At 61.6% G+C, this 20,804-nt stretch carries 21 protein-coding genes; 5 read left to right on the forward strand and 16 right to left on the reverse strand.

What is annotated here, in order from left to right:
* Nucleotides 1-75 precede the first annotated feature (75 nt).
* The 9 genes from QRN61_RS20450 to cpaB all read right to left on the reverse strand — a co-directional run bounded on the left by QRN61_RS20450 (nucleotide 76) and on the right by cpaB (nucleotide 10,158).
* Nucleotides 76-2,475: an autotransporter family protein gene (locus QRN61_RS20450; RefSeq protein ID WP_285375079.1), complete on the reverse strand. Its 2,400-nt coding sequence runs from the start codon at nucleotides 2,473-2,475 to the stop codon at nucleotides 76-78.
* A gap of 226 nt (nucleotides 2,476-2,701) precedes the next feature.
* Nucleotides 2,702-2,974, reverse strand: a complete 273-nt coding sequence (locus QRN61_RS20455; RefSeq protein ID WP_097089929.1) for a DUF3613 domain-containing protein — start codon at nucleotides 2,972-2,974, stop codon at nucleotides 2,702-2,704.
* A 17-nt stretch (nucleotides 2,975-2,991) separates the two neighbouring features.
* Nucleotides 2,992-3,714 carry a tetratricopeptide repeat protein gene (locus QRN61_RS20460; protein ID WP_285375082.1) on the reverse strand — a complete coding sequence of 241 codons (723 nt, stop codon included), beginning with the start codon at nucleotides 3,712-3,714 and terminating at the stop codon, nucleotides 2,992-2,994.
* 23 nt (nucleotides 3,715-3,737) lie between these two features.
* The gene (locus tag QRN61_RS20465) at nucleotides 3,738-4,622 is read right to left on the reverse strand and encodes a type II secretion system F family protein (RefSeq protein WP_247268746.1); all 885 of its coding nucleotides are present in this window, start codon (nucleotides 4,620-4,622) and stop codon (nucleotides 3,738-3,740) included.
* A gap of 1 nt (nucleotide 4,623) precedes the next feature.
* On the reverse strand, nucleotides 4,624-5,508 hold the full coding sequence (locus tag QRN61_RS20470) for a type II secretion system F family protein (protein ID WP_285375086.1): 885 nt from the start codon (nucleotides 5,506-5,508) through the stop codon (nucleotides 4,624-4,626).
* A gap of 18 nt (nucleotides 5,509-5,526) precedes the next feature.
* Nucleotides 5,527-6,795: a TadA family conjugal transfer-associated ATPase gene (locus QRN61_RS20475; RefSeq protein ID WP_285375089.1), complete on the reverse strand. Its 1,269-nt coding sequence runs from the start codon at nucleotides 6,793-6,795 to the stop codon at nucleotides 5,527-5,529.
* On the reverse strand, nucleotides 6,792-7,982 hold the full coding sequence (locus tag QRN61_RS20480; RefSeq protein WP_097089925.1) for a CpaE/TadZ family protein: 1,191 nt from the start codon (nucleotides 7,980-7,982) through the stop codon (nucleotides 6,792-6,794). The genes QRN61_RS20475 and QRN61_RS20480 overlap by 4 nt, the downstream gene beginning before the upstream one ends.
* The gene (locus tag QRN61_RS20485; protein WP_096794833.1) at nucleotides 7,979-9,202 is read right to left on the reverse strand and encodes a type II and III secretion system protein family protein; all 1,224 of its coding nucleotides are present in this window, start codon (nucleotides 9,200-9,202) and stop codon (nucleotides 7,979-7,981) included. The genes QRN61_RS20480 and QRN61_RS20485 overlap by 4 nt, the downstream gene beginning before the upstream one ends.
* 20 nt (nucleotides 9,203-9,222) lie before the next feature.
* The gene (gene cpaB, locus QRN61_RS20490) at nucleotides 9,223-10,158 is read right to left on the reverse strand and encodes a Flp pilus assembly protein CpaB (RefSeq protein WP_282412495.1); all 936 of its coding nucleotides are present in this window, start codon (nucleotides 10,156-10,158) and stop codon (nucleotides 9,223-9,225) included.
* Between the two features lie 336 nt (nucleotides 10,159-10,494).
* Here cpaB and QRN61_RS20495 point away from each other — a divergent pair, with 336 nt between their 5' ends.
* From QRN61_RS20495 to QRN61_RS20505, 3 genes are all read left to right on the forward strand, one after another.
* Nucleotides 10,495-10,710 carry a Flp family type IVb pilin gene (locus QRN61_RS20495; protein WP_414888930.1) on the forward strand — a complete coding sequence of 72 codons (216 nt, stop codon included), beginning with the start codon at nucleotides 10,495-10,497 and terminating at the stop codon, nucleotides 10,708-10,710.
* Between the two features lie 120 nt (nucleotides 10,711-10,830).
* Nucleotides 10,831-11,043: a Flp family type IVb pilin gene (locus QRN61_RS20500; RefSeq protein ID WP_134785354.1), complete on the forward strand. Its 213-nt coding sequence runs from the start codon at nucleotides 10,831-10,833 to the stop codon at nucleotides 11,041-11,043.
* Nucleotides 11,044-11,109: 66 nt separating this feature from the next.
* Nucleotides 11,110-11,517 (forward strand): response regulator, encoded by a 408-nt coding sequence (locus tag QRN61_RS20505; RefSeq protein ID WP_095138201.1) that lies wholly within the window; start codon nucleotides 11,110-11,112, stop codon nucleotides 11,515-11,517.
* 60 nt (nucleotides 11,518-11,577) lie between these two features.
* Here the strand turns inward: QRN61_RS20505 and QRN61_RS20510 are convergent, their stop codons facing one another.
* Complete coding sequence (locus tag QRN61_RS20510) at nucleotides 11,578-12,363, reverse strand: response regulator transcription factor (RefSeq protein WP_285375098.1); 786 nt, start codon at nucleotides 12,361-12,363, stop codon at nucleotides 11,578-11,580.
* Between the two features lie 118 nt (nucleotides 12,364-12,481).
* Nucleotides 12,482-12,952 carry a prepilin peptidase gene (locus tag QRN61_RS20515; protein ID WP_097089922.1) on the reverse strand — a complete coding sequence of 157 codons (471 nt, stop codon included), beginning with the start codon at nucleotides 12,950-12,952 and terminating at the stop codon, nucleotides 12,482-12,484.
* 75 nt (nucleotides 12,953-13,027) lie between these two features.
* Between QRN61_RS20515 and QRN61_RS20520 the strand changes: the two genes are divergently transcribed.
* A complete protein-coding gene (locus QRN61_RS20520) occupies nucleotides 13,028-13,474 on the forward strand; it encodes a TadE/TadG family type IV pilus assembly protein (RefSeq protein ID WP_007963015.1) in 447 nt (148 codons plus the stop codon).
* On the forward strand, nucleotides 13,471-16,218 hold the full coding sequence (locus tag QRN61_RS20525; RefSeq protein WP_285375104.1) for a PAS domain-containing sensor histidine kinase: 2,748 nt from the start codon (nucleotides 13,471-13,473) through the stop codon (nucleotides 16,216-16,218). Before QRN61_RS20520 ends, QRN61_RS20525 begins: the two co-directional genes overlap by 4 nt.
* On the opposite strand, the gene QRN61_RS20530 is transcribed toward QRN61_RS20525, so the two are convergent.
* The 5 genes from QRN61_RS20530 to QRN61_RS20550 all read right to left on the reverse strand — a co-directional run bounded on the left by QRN61_RS20530 (nucleotide 16,215) and on the right by QRN61_RS20550 (nucleotide 20,746).
* Nucleotides 16,215-18,212, reverse strand: a complete 1,998-nt coding sequence (locus QRN61_RS20530) for a pilus assembly protein TadG-related protein (protein ID WP_115988288.1) — start codon at nucleotides 18,210-18,212, stop codon at nucleotides 16,215-16,217. The two genes, QRN61_RS20525 and QRN61_RS20530, sit on opposite strands and share 4 nt — an antisense overlap.
* Nucleotides 18,213-18,464: 252 nt before the next feature.
* Nucleotides 18,465-19,022, reverse strand: coding sequence for a DUF4136 domain-containing protein (locus QRN61_RS20535; RefSeq protein ID WP_007963018.1), 558 nt, complete (start codon nucleotides 19,020-19,022; stop codon nucleotides 18,465-18,467).
* 51 nt (nucleotides 19,023-19,073) lie between these two features.
* The gene (locus QRN61_RS20540; protein WP_098967043.1) at nucleotides 19,074-19,682 is read right to left on the reverse strand and encodes a DUF4136 domain-containing protein; all 609 of its coding nucleotides are present in this window, start codon (nucleotides 19,680-19,682) and stop codon (nucleotides 19,074-19,076) included.
* A 12-nt stretch (nucleotides 19,683-19,694) separates the two neighbouring features.
* Nucleotides 19,695-20,444, reverse strand: coding sequence for a methyltransferase (locus QRN61_RS20545; RefSeq protein WP_103368075.1), 750 nt, complete (start codon nucleotides 20,442-20,444; stop codon nucleotides 19,695-19,697).
* Complete coding sequence (locus QRN61_RS20550) at nucleotides 20,444-20,746, reverse strand: MazG-like family protein (RefSeq protein ID WP_007951009.1); 303 nt, start codon at nucleotides 20,744-20,746, stop codon at nucleotides 20,444-20,446. Before QRN61_RS20550 ends, QRN61_RS20545 begins: the two co-directional genes overlap by 1 nt.
* Nucleotides 20,747-20,804 lie beyond the last annotated feature (58 nt).

The raw sequence follows: 20,804 nt of genomic DNA on the forward strand, positions 1-20,804 counted from the left end.
TCAGCCAGCATTTTTGCCGACTGACACTACGCCTTCGCGAGCAGGCTCGCTCCCACAGGTTTTACCCGATGTGGATCAGAACGCGTAACGCACCTTCGCAGTAAAGCTGTCGGAGTCGAAACCGCTGGAGGTCAGATAGTTGTAAGAGCCGCCGACGCTCCACGCGCCCCTCCGGTAGTTGGCGCCCAGGCCCAGTTCATAGCTGTCACGCACCGGAGTGGTACCGCGGCTGACGGACGACTCGCCCCCCAGCACGAAGGCCGATGTGGTGCTGACCTTGTCACCGATGAAGTCATGCCAGGCCATCAGCTTCGCTTCCGGTTCCAGGCTGCCGCTGCCAACATCGAATGCCGCCGCCAGACGTGCACCGACGCCCATCTCACCGACTTCATAACGCTGACTGCCGACATTCAGCGACGCCGAGCTGCCCTTCTCGCGATACGCGTCCATGCCGACATTGGCATAGCGCGCGCCAACCTGTGGTTCCAGCACCACATCAGGCATCAGCCGCAGGCTGTACCCGGCCAGTGCGCTCACGCCGAATACATCACTGTCGTAATCAGCCTTGGCCTGAGTGCCAGCGATATAACGTTTGGATTCGTTATCGTTCCAGCCGTACATCAGCGACGAGTCGACGAACCAGTTGTCATGCACCCAGTTGCTGTACAGCGTCAGCGCATGCCCAGTGACCTTGGTCATGTTGCCGAGGTCGGATTTCACATCGGTATCGAGGTAGCTGTAGGCCAGACCCAATGTGGTATCGGCATTCAACTGACCATCGGCACCGACCGCGATCCCGTGGCTGTCGGCGTCATAACCGGCGACACCGCGACGCTCGTCCTGATTGGCATCGCTGCTCAAGGCTTGCAGCCATACGCCTTTTTCCGGGGCGCCGGTGGCTGAGCGTGCGCGACTGGAGCGATCATTGATCACGCCCGAGACCAGCGTCTGACTGTTGGTCGCCGCGTGCAGTACACCACGGCTGACATCCGGGCTGAGGGTTTCACTCAGGCGCGCCAGTTCGGCATCGGTGCCAGCGTTGGCGAATGCCTGGAACACCGGATCCTGTTCATCGAGGCGTGCCAGCAGTCCTGGCACATGCCCGACCGCCGTCGCCGCGTTATCACTACCGCCGACTGCCAGGGTGTTCTCGGCCAGCACCTCGCTCGACTTGGTCGTCACCACGCTGGTGATGTCGTTACCGACCACACCGAAACTCTTCACATCCAGCAGCGCGGAGGTCGAGGTCACGGTCAGGTTGTTGCCACCGACCAGATTCCCCGAGCTGATCAGGGTGTAACGCGTTCCACCGGGGCTCACGCGAAAATCACTGGAGCGCGCCAGCAGACGCAGTTGCGCGCCCGGAGCGATATCGGTGGTGCCGGTGACTTTCAGCACAGGCAGCGCCGGGTTGGTGTCATTGCCCAGGTACATCTCCAGCACCGAGTTCGACTCTTCCATATCGAAGTCGCCGATGAAGGTGGTGTGCGGCTTCATCAGGGTCAGCGTGCCCTCTTCGATGGTGACGTAGCCGGAGCGGATGGTCGAACCGTCGAAAGTCGCATCACCGTCGACCAGTACTCCAGACAGGCCGAGCAAGTCACCCTTCACCGCGCCGCCATAGAAATAAAAGTAGCTCGCGCCGTCATCGACCTGGATCGCCGCCTTGCCACCCTCGATCAACCCGTTCATTTGATAGATGCCGAAAGGCAGGGCGCCACTGGCCTGGCCGCTGACATGCACACCGATGTCCTCGCCGGAGATGGTTCCGCCGTTCCACAGCGCGGTGGAATTGGCGCTCGCCGGAGCGCTGAACTTGACCCCCTCGAACACTACCGCCTCGGCATTGGCACCGGTCGCACGGATAGTCCCGGTGTTGTTGACCGACTGACTCAGCGTCGCACCATCGAGCAATACGCCCAATGCATCGGTACCGCTTGCGTTGATGGTGCCTCGGTTGCTGAGCCCGGTCATGCTGGTATGCACCAGCAGCAGGCCACTGGCGGTCTGGCCGCTGACGTCGATGCTGCCACTGTTGACCAACGAATCGCCCAGTGTGCTGCCGAGATCGGAAATACCGCTGGAGGTGCCAGCGTCGGCCAGACCGTGAACTGAAATAGAGCCTTCGTTGAGCAGCGCGCCGGCGATTTTGGTCGGCACCACTCCAGCGGTCCCCAGACTGATCCCGGTGCCGAACCTGGCGCCGTCAATCCGGATATTGCCGATATTGCGCAGTTGATCCGCCGTCACCCCCGAGAGCTGTGCACCGTAGGTCGTACTCACCTGGGAAACAGGAGCGATATTGCCGTTACCGCTCAGAGTGATCAGCCCCCAGTTCTGCAGGTTACTGGTCAGCGGGCCGCCACTCAGGTCATGGTTCAGGCTCGCGCCGGCGGCGATAGCCATAGAGGTGTGCAAAGCGGCGGCGGAGATGGAGAGCGCCAAGGCAGAGCGGCGCAGGCAAACGATAGTCACGCGAGATTCCCTTCCAAAACATGAGAAACAGTTTCAGCAGGGTTCATTACATGATTCAGGCATCCCTACCGTCCCACCAAGTCGTCCTGGTTCGGGCGCGGGGAATGTACATGAGCCATCATTTTGATACCACACAAATGTCAAAGTGATGGCGTCAATTTTCAAGACAATCCATCCAGTATCCGCTCAGGCCGCATCTCCTGCGCGCTTGAGCGTGGCGATCAACCTAGTTCTTGGTCTCGATCTTGCCGCCCGCATCCGGGTCGTAAAAATCCGGAATCTCGTATTTGTATTTCTTCAACCAGCGTTGCAGCGCCAGCTCCCGCTCCGCCGCCGTGGCGGTTTGCGGCTTGAGCGAGGCGGCCTGGTTGCGACTTTGCAGCACCAGCCACCCTTCGGTTTCCTGTTGCTGCGCCGAGGCCGGGCCGGCGTCGATCGCCTGGGCGGCGAACGGCAGGCTGAGCAGGGCCAGGCAATAAACACTGTGCAAGGTGTTCATGGTCATCTCCCGGAGTGTCACTTGAGCTTCGACGGTTGTGGGTCAGCCACCACCGCTACTTGATTACCAACCGCGGTCGGGGCCTTGGCCGGCACCTTGAGTTTTTCCGCGCGGGCCTGGGCGTCGGCGAACTGCTCCGGCGTCAGGTGCGCGCGGCTGACGATTTCGGCTGCTTGCTGCCAGTTGTTCTGGTACAGCAGCAAGCTCACCAGATTCAGCGTGGCCAGTTGATCGTTCTGCTTGAGTTCGATGGCCGTCAGGAACTCGAAACGCGCATCTTCAAGACGCAACTGGTTGAGGTAGACCACGCCGAGGTCGTTGCGGATTTTTTCATTGGTCGGCGCCAGACGCACCGCGCGTTGCAAGTGCGCCTGAGCCTGGCCGTTGTCGCCACGGGCGGCATAGATCTGCCCCAGGCCGTGTTCGGCGTCCGCCGTGAGGCAAGTACCGAGTAGCCCGCGATACAGCGGCTCGGCTTCATTGCGCCCGAGCAAGCGATACACCCTGGCCTTGCGTAGGCGGACCTCGACCAGTTTGTCGGGCAGGCTTTGCAGGTTGGCCAGGCTGGCGTGCAGTTTGCCGTCGTTGGCCAGATCGTCCGCCAGGTTCAGTGCCAGTTCCTGTTCGGAATCGAGTTTGCTGCAACTGGTCGGTGCGAGCATCGCCGACCACGGCGCCGGACCGTCGGTGGCGCAACCACCGAGCAACAACAGACTTGCCACGACAATCAGTGCTTTCATCAAACGCTCTCCATGAGCCAACGTCAGTTTGCAAATGCCCGGGTAATCGCAGTGAACCCCGGGCCGGCCAGTACGATCAGCAAGGCAGGAAACAGAAACAGCATCATCACCACCGACATCTTCGCCGACATCTTCGAAATGTATTCCTGCAGTCGGGTGAGGCGGCGGTCGTCGAGTAATTGTTTGAGCGCCAGCAGCGATTTCATTGCCCCGCCACCCTGCTGAATCAGTTGCTGCAGGATCACGCAGGTGTCGGTGAACTCATCGACCGCCAGCATCACCGAGGTCTTGTTCAACTCCTGTCCCAGCTCCAGTCCAGAGTCGACCCGGGCCAGAATCAGGCGCAGTTCGCGGGTCAGTTCCGGCAGCAGTTTCTGCCCTTCGGTGCTGAGCACGCGCAAGGCTTGTTCAACCGCCATGCCCGACTCGAAGAGGATGCGCAGCAGCGGGATGAACGTGGAGATTTCCACGGCGATGGTTTTCTGCCGACGCCCGGCGGCGTAAGCCAGCAAGCGCTTGGGCAACAGATAACCGGCACCGGTGGCGAGCATTGGCACGATCCAGCGGTTGGCGGCGTGGGGGAAAAACACTTCCTGCAGAAATATCGCCAGCCCCAAAACCAGCAGCGGAGTGCCGATCTGGCAGGCGGCGAACAGCGAGCGCTCACTGGCGCGGCGCCAGCCGAGGCGACTGAGCAGGGTCTGGGTTTCGCTGTCGATGCTCACCGAGCGCTGACCGAACCTGCTGTTACCCAGAGCCCGCAGCCAGTTACCGAAACGGTTCTCGCGCACCAGATGCCCCTGCAAACGCTGGTTGACCTGGCGCACCCGGCGGCGCTCGGTCAGCAGGTGATTGACCACCAGCAACAGCGCGCCGAGCAGCAGCATCAGAGCGGCGAGATAGACCATTTCAAATACTCCGCAACATGCGCCACAGCGCCAGGCAACCGGTCACTTGCAACACCACGGCGATGATCAACATGGTCCGACCACCGGAGTCGTGCCACATGGCGAGCATGTAGCCGGGGTTGGTCAGCATGAAGTAGCTCACCAGAATCACGGGCAGCGAACCCAGCACCCACGCGGTCATGCGTGTTTCGCCAGTCAGTGCGCGCAGTTGCCGGGCGCCCTGGTCACGTTCGCGGATCAGCTTGATCAGGTTCTCCAACAGCTCGCTGGCATTGCCGCCGTAGCGATGATTGACCTTGAGGCCGAGGGCAAACATGCGCAGTTCGTCCTGTTCGTAGAGTTCGGCGAAATCGCTGACCGCATCCGGCAGATTGACCCCCAGTTGCACGTTGCGCTGCACCCGGCCCATGGCTTTTTTCAGCGGATCCTCGCTCGATTCGATGCCGCCCATGACGGCGTCGCTCAAGGTGCGGCCGGACTTGAGACTGCGTACCGTGTAGTCGAGCAGCTGCGGCAACTGCTCGATCATGCGTTTGATCCGCCGGTGGTACAGCCAGGAAATGTACAGGCGCAGGATCAGCGGCGGCGCCAGCAGCATCGCCAGCAAACCGATCCAGTCCGCCAATAGATAACCCAGGACAATCGCCACGCCCCACAGGGTCATCCACAGCCCGAAACGCTCGCTGGGACGGCCAAGCCCGGCGCGCAAAAACATCCGTTCAAGCCCGACCCAGGTCGGCTTCTGCGCGGCCAGTTGCGGCTGCCCCGCCGCGAGACGATTGAGAACCCGTTCGTTGCTGGTCTTGTGGATACCGTGCACGAACAGCCAGATCGACAGCCCGAGCAGGATCAGACACAGGAGGATAAGAATGGCCGGTCCGATCATGATGCAAGTCCCATGCGGTCAGCCCAGGTGGGTCTCGTAGCGCAACTTGTCGCCCGCCGGATTGACCGCTTCGCGCAGGAAGCCGAAACCAGTGCGCCGATCAAGGCGAAACAAGGTGTTGGTGACGTAGACGTCTTCACGGATGCCGACCACTTCCACCACCTCGCTGACACAGCGGCGGCCGTCGGGCATGCGAGTCAGCTGGATGATCACATCGAGGGCGGCGCAGATCATCTGGCGCAAGGTGCGCTCGGCGATCGAGCGACCGGTCAGCCCCACCAGCGTCTCCAACCGCAGCAACGCATCCTGGGCATTGTTGGCGTGTACGGTGCTCATCGAGCCGTCGTGACCGGTGTTCATCGCGGTCAGCACATCGACCACCTCGACTCCACGAATCTCGCCAAGGATGATCCGGTCGGGGCGCATGCGCAGGGCGTTGCGGATCAGGTCGCTGGCCTTGACTTCGCCGTGGCCCTCGGCATTCGGCGGACGGGTTTCCAGGCGCACAACATGCGGGTGGCTGAGCTGCAATTCGGCGACGTCTTCGATGGTCACCAGACGTTCGTGGGGGTTGATCAATTGGCTGAGGATGTTCAGCAGCGTGGTTTTGCCGGTGCCGGTACCGCCGCTGATCAGCACGTTACAACGCTTGCCGACCGCCTCCTGAAGGAACTCGAAAATCGCCAGATCGATGGTCTGCATCGCCATCAGATCACTGCTTTTGAGCATGTCCTTGCGAAACTTTCGAATCGACAGGCAGGGGCCGTCGAGCGCGATCGGCGGGATGATCGCATTGACCCGACTGCCGTCCGGCAAACGCGCATCGACCATCGGCGAGGACTCGTCGAGACGCCGCCCGAGTGGCGCGAGAATCCGTTGCATGACCCGTTCGACGTGGTGCGAATCGATAAAGCGCAGGTCACTTTGATGCAACACACCGTCGCGCTCGATGAACACCCGGTGTGGGCCGTTGACCAGAATCTCGGTCACCGACGGATCGCGCAGCAGTACTTCCAGTGGGCCGAAACCGGTGAGTTCGTCGACGATTTCTTCGGCCAGCCGCTCCATCTCGTAACGGGAAATCGCCAGGTGCAGGCGGGCGATGTATTCGGCGACCTTGTCGGTGACAAACTGCGCCAGCAATTGGCGCGAGCCCTCCAGCAGGTTTTTCCCCGACTCTTCGATGGCGTCGATGATGTAGCGGTGCAGGACCAGTTTCAGGCCTTCGTGATCGGTATTACCGGTCGCGCCGCGCTGCACCGCGCCGAACAGTTTTTCCGCGTTCATGAGGTGCCTCGCAAGCGGTCGAACCAGGTGACTTTGGGTTTGGCCAGGCCTTCGGAGCGCTTGGCCAGACGCTCGCCGAGAGCACGCAGGCTTTGCGTGAGTTTTTCCCGCGGGGCCAGTTCGAACAGGCTGACGCCCTGGTTCTTGGCGTTCAGGCGCACTTCGGCGTTGGCCGCCAATACCGCGATCACTTCGAGGTTGAAGGTTTTGCCCAGGGTTTCAGCATCCGGGGCAACGCTGCCCAGATAGCCGTCCACCAGCAAACGCGCGTGGTCGAGCTTCATGCCTTTCTCGCGCCAAAGATTGAGCACGGCCAGGTTGCGGCGGCAGTTGAGCACGTTCTGATCGGTGTACCAGATCAGCTTGTCGCAGTGGCTGACAAAGGTGCGCAAGGCTTCACTGTCGGACTGCCCGGTGAGGTTCACGACGATGTGCTGGAAGTGTTGGCGCAAGGCGCTGAGCAACATGTACAGCTCGGCGGCGCTGGTGCCTTCCAGCGGCTCGTCGCTGCTGGCATACGCCAGAATCCGCAGCCCCGCTTCAGCGCTGGTGAAGGCACTGTCGATCAGGGTCGCGTCGAGCCTGCGCAAGTGACGCAAGGCATCGCCGAAGTGGAACGAACTCTCGAGCCCGAGCAACGCCAGGCTGTCGCCGCGCGGCAGCCCCAGATCCAGCAGCAGGGTCTGTTGTCCGCTCTTTTGCACCACCTGCGCCATATGGTTGGCAAGCAGCGCGCCATCGCAATAGCTCTGCGTACCGTACAACACCGTGAGGCCGCCAAGATGCGTGTTGGCCGCCACCGGTGGCAGGCGCTTGTTCAAGCGCCGTACCAGCCCGGCGACTTCACTGGCCCGCGAACCGTAGGCGACGAAATCCCGGGCGCCGGCACGCATGGCGTTGAGCACCAGTTGGTTGTCCATGCCATCGCCCAGCGCAACGATGGCAAGCATCGGTTTGGCTTCCAGCGCGCCTTCGATCAACGCACTCTGCGCCACCACATGGTCGCGATCGAGGCCGACGAACACCAGGCTGGCGAAGGTGACATCGACCAGCGCCAGCAACTCGTCCAGGCTCCCGGCCCCGGCGCTCACCACTTGGCCCAGCGGCGCGAGTGCGCCTTGCAGCCACTCCAGATCGGTGCTGTTACGGGTGATCGCCAGAAAAGTCTGGCTGAGGTTCTGGTTCATTGGGACAGCCCACTGCGTTTGTCGAAGTTGCCGTTTTCGAGGAAGAACATGCGGTAGAAATTCGGATCGTAGTTGCGCAGTTTTTCCCCCGGCAGCGATGGCAGTTGCGCGTCCGCCGCCAGTGGCTGCACCAGGTGCGGGGTGACAATCATCAGCAGTTCGCGCTCTTCGCGTCTGATCTGCGAGCCTTTGAAAAAGGCGCCGAGCACCGGAATATCACCCAGCCCCGGAAACTTGTTCACCTGCGAACTGTTGGTGGTGCTGATCAGGCCGCTGATCACGAAGCTTTCGCCATCGGCCAGCGAGACGCTGGTGTCGGTACGGCGGATGGTCAGGGCCGGCACGGTGGTGCCGGCGATCTGCACGGCGTTGCTCAAATCCAGTTCGCTGACTTCCGGTGCGACCTTCAGCGCGATGCGGTCGTGGCTGATCACGGTCGGGGTCAGGGTCAGGCGGATACCGAACTCCTTGTACTCGATCGACACGTTGTCGCTACCGGCGCTGGGCACCGGAATCGGGATTTCACCACCGGCCAGAAAGCTTGCGCTCTGCCCGCTCAACGCCACCAAGCTGGGGCGTGCGAGGGTGTAGGCGAAACCGCTGGTTTCCAGCGCGTTGATGATCGCCATGGTCTTGCCGCCGATCCACGAGAAATTGAACAGGCCGTTATCCACCGGCAGCCTCGGCGTCGGCACGCCATCGATCGGTGGCAACGTACCGGGCGAACCAAACAGGAAATTGCCCCGGGTGCCGATCAGCGAAGCGGTGGCTTCCTTGAGTTTGGTGCGGCTGACTTCGACGAAACGAATGTCGGTCTGCACTTGCGAGGGCAGTGTCGGATCATCGGAAGGCATTCTGCTGGCGCTGGTCAGTGCGGCAGTGGCACTGCCCTTGACGAACACCATGCTCTGGCGCGGCTCACTGGAGCACGACGTCCAGACCATCAGGCTGGTGGCGCCGGGGGCCACGCCGGTGAGTAGAAACGAGGCGCTGCCGGTGTCGTGCACATCAGCGATCTTCGGGTCGCCGATAGCCACGCGGGTGATTGCCACGGGCGACTGGATGTCCTGCTGGAAGCCTTCGCCGATCTCGATCACCGGCGGCATACGGCCGAGTGCCGAGCAATTGCCGGTGGCCGCGACGGCGGCGTTGATCGACAGTCCCATCAGTATCAAGGCCCGGACGACAGGTGTTAATAGCGGCCTGAATCGACTCTGCATGCACGTGGATCCTTGCTCAGTCATGGGGCTTGTTGGGAAAGCTGATTGCCGCGGATCACTTCCATCGGCCGCGCACCGCCATGGCCGCCAGCGGCCGGCGCTTTTGGCGCGGCACCGAGGGCCAGTTGGGTGAACTGGAAGAGCTGGCTGTTGGCGTTGTCCACGTGCGCCGGTGACTGGGTTTCACCGGCCCAGTACTTGGCCAGACGCTGTTCTTCGCTGCTGCGCACGGCCAGGCGCAACGTGCCGACCTGAGTGGCGAGCATCATCCGGCTGAGCAATTGTTCGGGCACCGCCAGCACCACGGTGCGTGCAGCGATCCGGCGTTGATCCTGTTTGAGTTTTTCGTCGGCGCTCAAGGCCGGGGTGGCGGGTTGTCCGTCGTTGGTCAGGCCGTATTGCTCACCGACACCGAGTACGCGCATGGCCGGCACCACGATCTGCGCCGACTGCTGCAGATTGCTCGCGTCCTGACGCAGGTAGAGCAGCACATCGACGTAGTCGCCGGGAATCAGTTGCCCGGCGGCGCCGATCACTTCGTCCACGGCCACGGTCAGCGCACGCTCATCACTGTGAATCATCCGCGCCAGTGAGCCACCGGCCTGAAAGCTTTCGTCGTTGAGCCAGGTGCCTGCGCTCAAGTGCCGCCACGGCGTGCGACCCACCGCTTGCTCGACACTGGAAAGGCTGCCGGCTGGCGCACTGCGCAGTTTCTCCACCGCCACATCGGCAGCCGTGAGCGGCGTGAACGGCGGCACATCGTGCAACAGCACGACCACTGGCTGGCGGGTCTGATCTTCGGCGGCGGCCACGGTTTTTTCCATGGCGACTGCCGGGGCGGCAGGCACTTGGGCAACGGGAGCCGGTTGCCGACTGAGCATCAGGCCCCAGTAGCCGACGACGATTGCCCCCAGCAGCAGAACGGCTGCAAGACCCATGGTGACGCGACTGTTCATGACGGCTCTCCCTTTCCTCACTGCACCGACAGCCTGCACTTCCTGCCGAGAGAATTTTTCGCGATCAGGCAGCTATGAACATGCAACGATTTCGCTATTTCCAAGCTAGCTGATCCGAGCCAAAACGCCATTTCTGACAGGAAAATAACTCACTAAAGTATGAGTCCTGGCCAATTAACTGCAGGGTTTGGCTCGACTAACGTTCTGGTTAATCCTTTGTGATTAATCCGTTCTTACAGTTGTTGACCGGGGGTTTGTTGACAATGCTCTGATAGCACGGTGAAAGCATGCCGCTGTAGCGTGGGATCGGCGCCAGAGGCGCAAAGGAGTGGACGTATGTTTCGGATGATCATCGACTATCTACTGGCCAGGGCCAGGCTGCTGTGCAGAAGTGAAGAAGGCGCATCTGCCATCGAATACGCGATTGTGGTGGCAATGGTGGCGGTCGTGGTTGTGGTGTTTGTGACGCCCATCGGCGACAAGGTGCTGGCCATTTTCAACCTGGTGTTGACCAAACTCGGTGGCGCTACGCAGGTCAGACCGACACCTTGATCAAAAACCTTGCCCCTCTTCCAGTGCCCGGTCCCATGCTCACCCATAGCAGCGCTCAGGCACTGGCAAGTCATCGGATTTCACAGGTCCGATCTCCCGTTGTAACTAAGGAGAATGTCAATGATCCTTGAATACCTGATCATGCGCCTGAGGTCCTTTCTGGCCAGTACGGAAGCCGCTTCAGCCATCGAGTACGCGATTGTCGTGGCTATGGTGGCGGTCGTGGTGGTGGTGTTCATCACACCCCTGGGCGCGAAAATCTTTGCGATTTTCAACAATGTTCTGGTGGCGCTCGGTGGAGCCTCGCAAACCGCTCCGGTACAAACCCCCTGATGTGAGTCGCGTCCGGCGAATGTCGCGCTACACTCGATCTCACTTCCAGCTTTTCAGGGACTGCCCATGACTGCCTCCTCGCTCCCCCGCCAACAGTTGCTTCTGGTTGACGACGAAGAGGACGCTTTGCTTGAGCTGGCCGAGTTACTGGAGGGCGAGGGCTTTGTCTGTCACACCGCCACCTCGGTGAAACTCGCCCTGCATCACCTCACCCGCTTTCCGGATATCGCCCTGGTGATTACCGATCTGCGTATGCCGGAAGAGTCCGGCATGTCGCTGATCAAGCGTCTGCGCGAGCACACCTCACGCCAGCATCTGCCGGTGATCGTGACCTCCGGACATGCCGACATGGAAGACGTCAGCGACATGCTGCGCCTGCAGGTGCTGGACCTGTTTCGCAAGCCGATCTACCACGTGCGCCTGCTGGAAACCCTGGACAATCTGTTCCCCAAACCGAAGACGCAGGCCGGGTAATTCACTCAGGGTGTTTTTGGAAGAATTGACTGCCTGCCCGCGAGGAACAGGCAATCAAGATCAGTGTGCTGTCACACGCTGACGGGCGGCCGAAGCACTCGGTGATAGCGCCAATGCCAACTGGGTGCGGTTGTGCATATGGGTCAGGCGCAAGACCTGCGAGACATACAGTTTCACGGTGTTTTCGGTGATGCCCAACTCGCAGGCGATCTGATAGTTGGTCTGCCCTTTGCCCACCAGCCGCGCCACATCCAGTTGCCGTGGCGACAGCTGATTGAAGATCGCCGGGATCTCCTGCTCGGCTTCGGCGCCGTCGCCGCCGAGCATGTCTTTGACCACCGCCGCCGGATTGCGCCGGACCTTGTCCAGATCCTGGTAGAGATCGTCGATGGATTCCGAGAGAAACTGCAGCTTCTGGTTCAGGTGTCCCAACTGGACATTCTTGTGCCGCTCTTGCAGGGCCGCTTCCTGACGTTTCACGCCTTCGAGCAGTTCATCCAGCTGGATCGGCTTCTGGTAGTAGTCGGCAATCCCGGCACGCAGGGCCTTGATCACGTCCTGTTTGTCGGCGCGCCCCGTGAGCATGATCGCTTCGAACACCCGTTGTTTGCCGCTGATGCGTTGCAGCTCCTGCACCAGTTGGATGCCATCCATGTCCGGCATATGCAGGTCGCTCAGCACCAGACCGATTTCGGCGTCTTCACTGAAACGCTCGATCGCCTGAGTGCTGGATTCACACGGCACACAGCGGTACCCGCTGCTTTCGAGAAACTCGCACAATTCTTCGACGATCAACGGTTGATCATCGACCACGAGCACTTTTACCGCCGACGTAAGCTTGTTCACGAACCACTCCATTGCTCGGGCCAAAGCTGACTTTTTCTGCACTTTGGCGATGTAACCACTTCATTTGAAAGTAGACGCACTTTCCGACTATGTACATAGGACTAGTGGCATCTGGCGACTAATGGATCCAATGTATCGAAGCCAATACACCTGCCAGCACGAACGGTGCAAATGGCAGCTTCTTTGACGCTCCTGGCTCTAAATATCGAAGACGTTCTCTAAGCCATTGACTCATATGAAGCCAGACTCTTGGCGCAACGAGCAGCCACAGCAGACTGGCGATACCAGCGCCGATAAACGCACAAAGAATGAATAAACCGTTCGTCGCAAGGCCCATGGCTGTCATTAATTTCACATCGCCTGCGCCCATCCGGCCCATGAAATACCCAGGAACAGTCAACATCAGGGCGATCGCGGCGGCCCACCATCCCTGCTGCGCATCGGCTCCGAACCAGGTGGTGCCAGTCGCCAGCAAATGGATCAGCGCCAGCGCTCCTGCACCGAACGTCAGCACATTGGCGATACGCCGTTGCCGGGCATCCTGGGCGGCGCACAGGGCCAGCCAGATCAGGAGAACTAAACTCTGCATCCGGTTAAATCCATCCGATTTTGCTGAATGATTCTATGCTGATACTACGCAGTGAAAGTCAGGGTAGACGCACTCATGAAAACCGGCTTCGCAAAATCACAGGCAGGCGCAGTGGCGATCGAATTCGCCTTGGTATTCGTGATTTTTTTTGCCGTGTTCTACGCGCTGGTCAGCTACAGCCTGCCGTTTGTATTGATGCAGACTTTCAACGAGGCGACATCTGAAGCGGTGCGCCGCAGCGTCGCAGTCGACCCCAACACTCCCGGTTATGCTTCCGTGGTGGTGAGCACTGCCAACACCGCGTTGACCCAACAGTTGCAGTGGGTGCCATCCGCGCTGAACCTGGTGGTCGGCGTCGATACCTCGGCGGTGTATGACGCCACTCAAGGTACGCTGACGGTCAGAGTCGATTACCCCACCAGCAAGCTCAATCAGGTCATTCCATTTCTGGTGCTGCCGGGCGTGGGTGCAGTGCCGAGTCTGCCCGCCACCCTCTCCGCCGCGTCGAGCCTGAAATTTTGACCGCCGGCGACAATCTGTTCGGGCGCCTGCTCAAGCGCGCGCCACCGCCGGCCAACGAACTGCCCGATCATCTCGGCGCACCGCCGCTGGGCCTGCACCTGCAACTGAACCACGACGGCGGCGTATTGCAGATCGCCGGGCCGTTGCGCCACCAACTCGCGCAACAGCCACCCCACGACTCGCCGCTGCCGTTGTCGGCTTATTTACTCGCGCACAGTACGTTGGCAATTGAAGGCCGCCCGCAGGACTGGCAAGGGCAAATACTCGATCTGGATTTTCCCGGCCTCAGCGATCAGACCCTGCACCTGCGCGGTTGGGTGCAGCCTTCGGCCGAGGGCTGGATGCTGCAACTGATGGACATCGGCGACCTGCTGCTGGAGCGCCAGCAGTCGCGCAATCGTGAAACCTGTCAGGCCCTCGCCGGGCAGATCAGCGAACACCTGCGCGTCTGCAACCTGACGCGTTTGCCGATGGTGCTCAGCGAGCAATTGCAGGCCATCGCCCAGCGCTGGCATATCCCGTGTCTGGCCATCGCCCTGCTCGACGAACAGGCACAGGGCTGGCAGATCTACGAGCAATATCGCGCCCACGACGCGCCGCTGCTGTGGCAGGATGGCCAGCGTCTGGGCACGCCGCTCGACAGCCTCAACGGCAGCGCGCCGCAACGCCTTGGCGCCCATCATGGTTTGTACGAACACGCGCGGGTGGAGGCCACGTTTGGCAACGCCGATGGTTTCGCCGTGCCCTACAGCGATGATCGTGGGGTGGTCGCGTGGCTGCTCTGCGGCTTCTACAACGTGGACGTTGCCGCCCCGCACCTGAACGACCGCGACTGGATGGCCCTGACCAGCGCACTGGCCGGCCCGTTACTCAGCCGCCTGCGAGAACAGCAACATCATCACTACACCGAACGCCTCGAATCGCTGCAGACCCTGCTTGGCACCGGTTGGTGGGAAATGCTTGGCGACGACATGCTGCTGGCGCCTACGCTGCTCGATGTGTTGCCGGCGGACCGTGCTCGCATCTCGCTGCAAGACTGGCTGGCACTGATTCATCCGGCCGACCGCGAAGAACTGCGCAGTCGTCTGCATGCCCTGCAATTGCACGGCGAGCCCCTGACCCTGTGCGTGCGCCTGCACCGCAGCAGCCCCGGACAAACGCCCTTGTGGTATCGCGTTCAGGGCCAGGTCGCCGGCACCGGTGAACAGCGGCGACTGGTGGGATTCATGCTCGACATCAGCGACATCCAGAACCAGCATCAACGCGCCGAAGCCGCCCATGCGCGGCTGGATAACCTGATCGCCAGTTCGCCGGCGGTGATTTATGTGCAGCGCTACGTCGAGGGTGCGCTGCTTCCCGACTTCTTCAGCGCCAGCCTGCAGCCGCTGCTGGGCTGGACGCCGGCCGAGGGCTGCGCCGCCGACTGGGTGCAACTGATTCACCCCGAAGACCGCGAGCTGTATTTCGCTCGCACCCGGCAACTGTTGCGCGAAGGCTCGGCGCGCGCGCGTTTTCGCTTGCGCGACGCACGCGGCGACTACCACTGGCTGCTCGACGAAGCCAAACTGCTGCGCAATGATCTTGGTCTGCCGGTCGAAGCCGTCGGGCTGTGGCTGGACGTCACCGAAGCGACCCTCGCCGCCGAACAGGTCAGACACAGCGAAGAGCGTTACCGGATTCTGGTGGAAGACTCTCCGGCGATGATCTGCCGTTATCGCCCGGACCTGACCCTGACCTTCGGCAACCGGCCGCTGGCGACCTACCTGGAATGCACCCCGGAGCAATTGCCGGGGGTCGATCTGGGCAGTTGGATGTCCGACGAACAACGCGCCGCCTTCGTCCAGCGTCTGGCACTGCTGACGCCGGAGCTGCCGGTGAGCACCGCCGAAATCAGTTTGCAGTTGCCCGGGCGCGAGCACGCCTGGTGGGTATGGTCTGATCGCGGGGTGTTCGATGAACACGGGCGCCTGCTTGAAGTGCAGGCCGTGGGCCGCGACAACACCGAGGTGCGGCGCTCGCAGCAGCAGCTCACGCAAAGCGCGAAAATGGCCACCCTCGGCGAAATGGCTACCGGCCTCGCCCACGAAATCAATCAGCCGCTGAACGTGATGCGCATGGCCATCGTCAACGTGCTCAAGCGTCTGGGCAACGGCGATGTGCAGATCGACTATCTGACCGACAAACTCAATCGCATCGACGCCCAGGTGCAGCGCGCCGCGAAAGTGGTCGATCACATGCGCGTGTTCGGCCGTCGTTCGGAGATCGAGCAACAACTGTTCAACCCGGCCTCGGCCATCGAAGGCACCTTGTCGTTGCTGGCCGAAGGCATGCGCGGCAAAGGCGTCGACCTGCGGATCAGCGAAACCACTTTCAGCGTGCAGGTGCGCGGTTACGTCGATCAGTTGGAGCAGGTGCTGATCAACCTGATGGTCAACGCCCGCGATGCGCTGCTCGGCAAACGCGAGAAAGACTCATCGTTCAAGCCATGGATCTCGATTTATGCCGAGCGCGACGAGCACAAGGTACGGCTGTGGGTCGAGGACAACGGCGGCGGCATCGACCCGCGCTTGCTGGAGCGGATTTTCGAACCGTTCTTCACCACCAAACCGGTGGGCGTCGGCACCGGGCTGGGGCTGTCGGTGAGCTACGGCATCATCGAAAACATGGGTGGTCATTTGAGCGTGCGCAACTCGCTGGAGGGTGCACGTTTCTGTATCGAGTTGCCGATTGCCCCGGACGCCTAGATCACCAGATAGGCCTTGCCGGTCTGGCCGCAGGTCATGTTGGCGCCGACGTCGACGTCCATAAGGTTGATGCCCAGGCTTTTCAGCAGGTTGTTGAGCAAGGGGTCGAGCAATGGGCTGAGCACGCTGGTCACCACGGGCAACAAACGGCTGCTGACATCACTGATCAACGAGGCCACTCCGGTGACAATGGCACCGAGCGGGTTGCTGCCGACCGGTTGGTAAACGATCAGGTTGATACCCGCCAGGGTGTTGCTCAGGCTACCGACGATATTGTTGGTGGGAATCGCCGATTGCACGCTGGAGGGCAATTTGAGGTTGGGCGGAGTCGCGAACGGCGTGCCACTGGAAAACACCAGGTCCTGTGAATTTTGCGCGACCGGGGTGTCGAGTTTGATCGCGATGCCGCCGGCACCGTATTGAACACGGGTCGCGGCGTCGCAACTGCCGAGGCCGAGAATCTTGTGGCAGGTCACGATGCCCAGATCCACCAGCGGTAAAGGCGAGACCACAGGCTCGGCCGCCGATGAAAAGGCGTTGGTCGGATCAATCTTGCCAAGTTTGAGGTCTGCAATCGACGTGACGGTGTGGGCTGTCAGGCTTTTGGTGCCGGTAGTGCCGGTCGGACAGCTGTAGTCCGTGACATAACTTTTCGCGCCGCCGGCATCCAGCGCGATATCGATTTGCGGGCTCGGCAGCAGTTTCGGATCGAGTTGCTCGCAACCGGCGCCCAGCAGACAGAGCACGGAGTTGAGCGTGTCGACCAGATTCAGACTCAGCAGCGCATTGAGGGTCGGGGTCAGTGTGCCGACCAGCCCCAACACCGCATTGGCCAGCCCGGTCACCCCGGACAACACCGGCAGATTCACCGAGAGCATCGTGCGAATCTGCGCCGTGCGCACATAAATCCGATCCGCCCCCAATGGGTTGGCCTTGGCCCGCGCCGGATCACCAATCGCCGAGAACTGCGGCGGCTCGATCACCTTGACCCGCACCGTGACATTCGCCAGCCCCAGCACGCTGATCGGCAAGGTCGCGGCCACCGCGCTTTTGCTGTTGGCCAGTTGCACCACACCCTGAATCAGTTGCAGCAGTTGCAGGTTGGCATCCAGCCCGGCGGCGGTGGTGCCGGTCTGCAACTGCAGGATGTCGCCGAGTTTGACCGGCGCAGCATTGATCGCCGCAACCTGCAGCTGACCCAGCGCAGTGATCACCGTCGCGGTCGCGCCATTGAGCTGCACCACCGTCGCGGCCGCCTGAATCAGTTGGGTGACCGTGGCCTGGGTGTTGAGCAGTTGCGTGTAGTTGCCGGCGGCGACGTTGAGGTTGATCGCCAGTTGGTTGAGGTAGCTGAGCAGGTTGATGTCGGTGTTGAGCAGACCGTCCCAACCCAGAGCCGTGAGGTTGACGTTGCCGCCGAGCAGCCCCGAGAACAGCGGATTGAGAATGTTCGACTGGGCGGTGTTGATGCTCGCCAGCGTACTGCGGATGTTCAGTTGCGCAACCGTCGGGGTCGGTTGCGCGGCGACGGCTGAGGCGTTGAGTGTGGTGTTCAGACTGACCGTCGAGCCGCTGAACAGGGCCTGCACCCCGCCGGCAAAACTGGTGGTCACCGTGCGGCTGGCGTCCACTTTGATTGCGCTCGACCGGGTTGCATCGGCGGTGAACGCGCGCAACCCGCTGGCCGCGGTCTGCACGCTGCCGCAGGTGGTCGTCAGAGTGTTGTTGGTATCGACGGTGTAGCCATTGCGCACTGCGCTTTGCCCGGCATACGTGGCCGCGCTGAGGCCTGACTGACAATTGCCGCCGCGACTGACCGCTTCCAGCGCCGCGCTGTCGACCACTCGCTGCAACTTGCGCTGCTCCATGTATAGCCGACCGGTGTCGACCACCAACAGCATCAACACCAGCGCCAGACTGAGGGTGGCAGCCGCCATCAACCCGATCGCCCCGCGTTGCCGGGCCGGGCCGTTGAACTGCGTACGAGGCGACATGGCGCACTCCTTTGCCGGCGCGTTGCCGAGCGCTACCTCCGATGGTGGATTTGAGTGTAGACGGCGCTAATGGCAACGCGCCATTTGGTGCTGCACAAAACCCTGCAGACCTCGTCTTCTCGCGAATGCGCTGTGTCATTCAACATGGATGTGGCTGACACGCCGTCTTCGCGAGCAAGCCCGCTCCCACAGGGAGATTTGTGGTGGGGCAAAAAATGGGAGCCTCTTGGGCTCCCTTTTTTTTACAGCGAACTAGCGCGGTGGATAGTTGGCCAATATCCGGCTGACGGTTTCGCGCACTGCGTTGCTGCGATCCTGCGGGTTCGGCGTGCTGCTGAGCATCTGCTCATCGCTGCCACGCCACACCAGTTTGCCGTCCTTGCCATCGAGCAGATCGATCTGGATCGTTGCCACCTTGTAGGTGATGTTGCGGGTTTCGTTGTACATCGGCGCGCCCCAGTAACCGTTCCACGGGCCACCCCAACCGCCGCCGTAGTTGGTGGTCACTTGCTGCTGGCGATCCTCGACAATCAGGTAGGTCTGCACGCTCAGGTCGCCCTTGGCCCCCGCCGCGGCGGGACGCAAACCGCGCTGGTCGAGCTGATCGCTGACGGCCTGGCGGATGCGTTGCTCGGTCAGGTCGCTCTTGATCCGTGGATCATCCGGGCGATACTGCAGCGCGGGTTCTTTCCAGCTCCAGCTGCGATAGGCGGCGAAATCGCGGCTGGCGTCAAAGTCGTGATTGACCTGGTTGGCAGCGCAAGCACTGAGCAGCGCGGCCATGGCCAGTAAAGCGAGACGACGGAACATGGTTGTTCTCCGGTTGAAGGCCTGAACCTGCGAAGCGTTCTCACATGAAGTCTAGCTCGGCGGATAGGCCGACAGGGCTTTTTCCAGAGCCTCGCGAATGGCGTCGGTGCGCACCAGTTGGCTACCCTGGTTGGCGGTCTCGGCGCTGGCGCTCCACACCGGTTGACCGGTGCCGGCATCGAACAGATTGACCTGCACCACCACGACCTGCTCCTGATAGGTGCGAACAATCGGCACAGTGTTGTACATGCCGTAACCGCGCCCGTAGCGATCATAGCCACTGTATCCGCCGTAACCGTAATCGTCCTGCACCTGCCGCAAGCGAGTTTCCAGACGCAGATTGGCGCTGACCAGCAAGTCGGCCGGACGGTTGTCGTGCAACGGACGCAACCCGCGTTGGTCCAGCGCATTGCTCACCGCTTCGGCCACTTGCGCCGAGTCGGCCCAGGCCGTGCCCGGCGGTAACTGCCCGTTGAGCCAGGCCCAACTGCGATAGCGCCCGTAATCGCGTGTCGGCGCCGGGTAGGCGCTGCGATCAAAGGTGTTGGCCGCTTGCGGCGGCGCTGGCGGCAACGGCCGCGACTGCGCGACGTACGGGTTGCTGCCTTGGCAGGCGGCCAACCCCAGACAGATCAGCAATAAACCGGATTGAGCTTTCATGTGGTGCTCCGATCAGATCGGCCGGCAGATCCAGTGCAAGTAACGCCCAAGCCCGGCGAAGCTTGGGTGGCGACGGTGAGCGAGCTCCATCTCCAGCAAATCCACGAGTTCGGCGCGGGCCTGGAATTCCACCGGCATGTAGTCGTGGAAAACCCGGATCCCGCTCTGGGTTTCGACCTGCCACAACCCTTCGAGTTGCGTTGCCAGCTCCCTCGGATCAAGCGGCTGCTGCGGGGTCAGGCTCTGCTTTTCACCGGCCATGGTGTTTTTGCGCATTTTCTTGAAATGGCCCTTGAGCAGATTGCGATAAATCAGCGCATCACGGTTGTAGAACGCCAGCGACAGCCAGCCACCGGGTTTGGTCAGTTGATGCAGCACCGGCAGGATCGCATGGGGTTCGGCCAGCCATTCGAGCACCGCGTGGCAGATCACCAGATCGTAGGGCTCGGTGAGCTGACCGAGCAGCTCCTGCCACGGCGCCTGAATGAACGTTGCGCTCTGCCCGGCTTCGGCGAAGCGCTGGCGAGCACCTTCGAGCATCGGTTCGGCCGGCTCGGTGAAGGTCACTTCATGGCCGCGCTCGGCCAACCACAGCGACATGTGGCCCAGACCGCCGCCGATGTCCAGCACGCGCAGCGGTCGGTCCGGCAATGCTTCGGCCAGGTCGGCCTGCAACACCGCGAGGCGAATCGCGCCTTTGGCGCCACCGTAGATTTTTTCGGCGAAACGGGTCGCCAACTGATCGAAATGCCGGTCGCTCATCAGCTGAACCGCCGTTCGCTGTCGGCGAGCTTGCTGCGCACCACTTCATTCATGTCCAGCCCCAACTCGCTGCACAGCAGCAACAGATACAGGACGATATCGCCGACTTCCTGCCCGGCATGCGCCAGTTTGTCCGCCGGCAACTGGCGTGACTGGTCTTCGGTCAGCCACTGGAAAATCTCCACCAACTCGGACATCTCGACGCTGGCGGCCATGGCGAGGTTTTTCGGGCTGTGAAATTGCCGCCAGTCATTGCGGTCGCGAATGGCGTGCAGGCGTTCGGTCAGTTCAACAAGGTTCATCGGGCTCTCCTGAAGGCGTATAGCTTCGGGGGGATGTCGGCTGAACGCAAGCGGCCAT

It is taken from the genome of Pseudomonas sp. lyk4-TYG-107, assembly GCF_030209055.1.
In the GTDB taxonomy this organism is placed as follows: domain Bacteria; phylum Pseudomonadota; class Gammaproteobacteria; order Pseudomonadales; family Pseudomonadaceae; genus Aquipseudomonas; species Aquipseudomonas putida_A.

Bases quoted from the DNA above. Each gene is read 5' to 3' on its own strand.
- QRN61_RS20455 (WP_097089929.1), bottom strand. From the start codon at position 2,974: ATGAACACCTTGCACAGTGTTTATTGCCTGGCCCTGCTCAGCCTGCCG.
- QRN61_RS20460 (WP_285375082.1), bottom strand. From the start codon at position 3,714: ATGAAAGCACTGATTGTCGTGGCAAGTCTGTTGTTGCTCGGTGGTTGC.
- QRN61_RS20465 (WP_247268746.1), bottom strand. From the start codon at position 4,622: ATGGTCTATCTCGCCGCTCTGATGCTGCTGCTCGGCGCGCTGTTGCTG.
- QRN61_RS20470 (WP_285375086.1), bottom strand. From the start codon at position 5,508: ATGATCGGACCGGCCATTCTTATCCTCCTGTGTCTGATCCTGCTCGGG.
- QRN61_RS20475 (WP_285375089.1), bottom strand. From the start codon at position 6,795: ATGAACGCGGAAAAACTGTTCGGCGCGGTGCAGCGCGGCGCGACCGGT.
- QRN61_RS20480 (WP_097089925.1), bottom strand. From the start codon at position 7,982: ATGAACCAGAACCTCAGCCAGACTTTTCTGGCGATCACCCGTAACAGC.
- QRN61_RS20485 (WP_096794833.1), bottom strand. From the start codon at position 9,202: ATGCAGAGTCGATTCAGGCCGCTATTAACACCTGTCGTCCGGGCCTTG.
- cpaB (WP_282412495.1), bottom strand. From the start codon at position 10,158: ATGAACAGTCGCGTCACCATGGGTCTTGCAGCCGTTCTGCTGCTGGGG.
- QRN61_RS20495 (WP_414888930.1), top strand. From the start codon at position 10,495: ATGTTTCGGATGATCATCGACTATCTACTGGCCAGGGCCAGGCTGCTG.
- QRN61_RS20500 (WP_134785354.1), top strand. From the start codon at position 10,831: ATGATCCTTGAATACCTGATCATGCGCCTGAGGTCCTTTCTGGCCAGT.
- QRN61_RS20505 (WP_095138201.1), top strand. From the start codon at position 11,110: ATGACTGCCTCCTCGCTCCCCCGCCAACAGTTGCTTCTGGTTGACGAC.
- QRN61_RS20515 (WP_097089922.1), bottom strand. From the start codon at position 12,952: ATGCAGAGTTTAGTTCTCCTGATCTGGCTGGCCCTGTGCGCCGCCCAG.
- QRN61_RS20520 (WP_007963015.1), top strand. From the start codon at position 13,028: ATGAAAACCGGCTTCGCAAAATCACAGGCAGGCGCAGTGGCGATCGAA.
- QRN61_RS20530 (WP_115988288.1), bottom strand. From the start codon at position 18,212: ATGTCGCCTCGTACGCAGTTCAACGGCCCGGCCCGGCAACGCGGGGCG.
- QRN61_RS20535 (WP_007963018.1), bottom strand. From the start codon at position 19,022: ATGTTCCGTCGTCTCGCTTTACTGGCCATGGCCGCGCTGCTCAGTGCT.
- QRN61_RS20540 (WP_098967043.1), bottom strand. From the start codon at position 19,682: ATGAAAGCTCAATCCGGTTTATTGCTGATCTGTCTGGGGTTGGCCGCC.
- QRN61_RS20545 (WP_103368075.1), bottom strand. From the start codon at position 20,444: ATGAGCGACCGGCATTTCGATCAGTTGGCGACCCGTTTCGCCGAAAAA.
- QRN61_RS20550 (WP_007951009.1), bottom strand. From the start codon at position 20,746: ATGAACCTTGTTGAACTGACCGAACGCCTGCACGCCATTCGCGACCGC.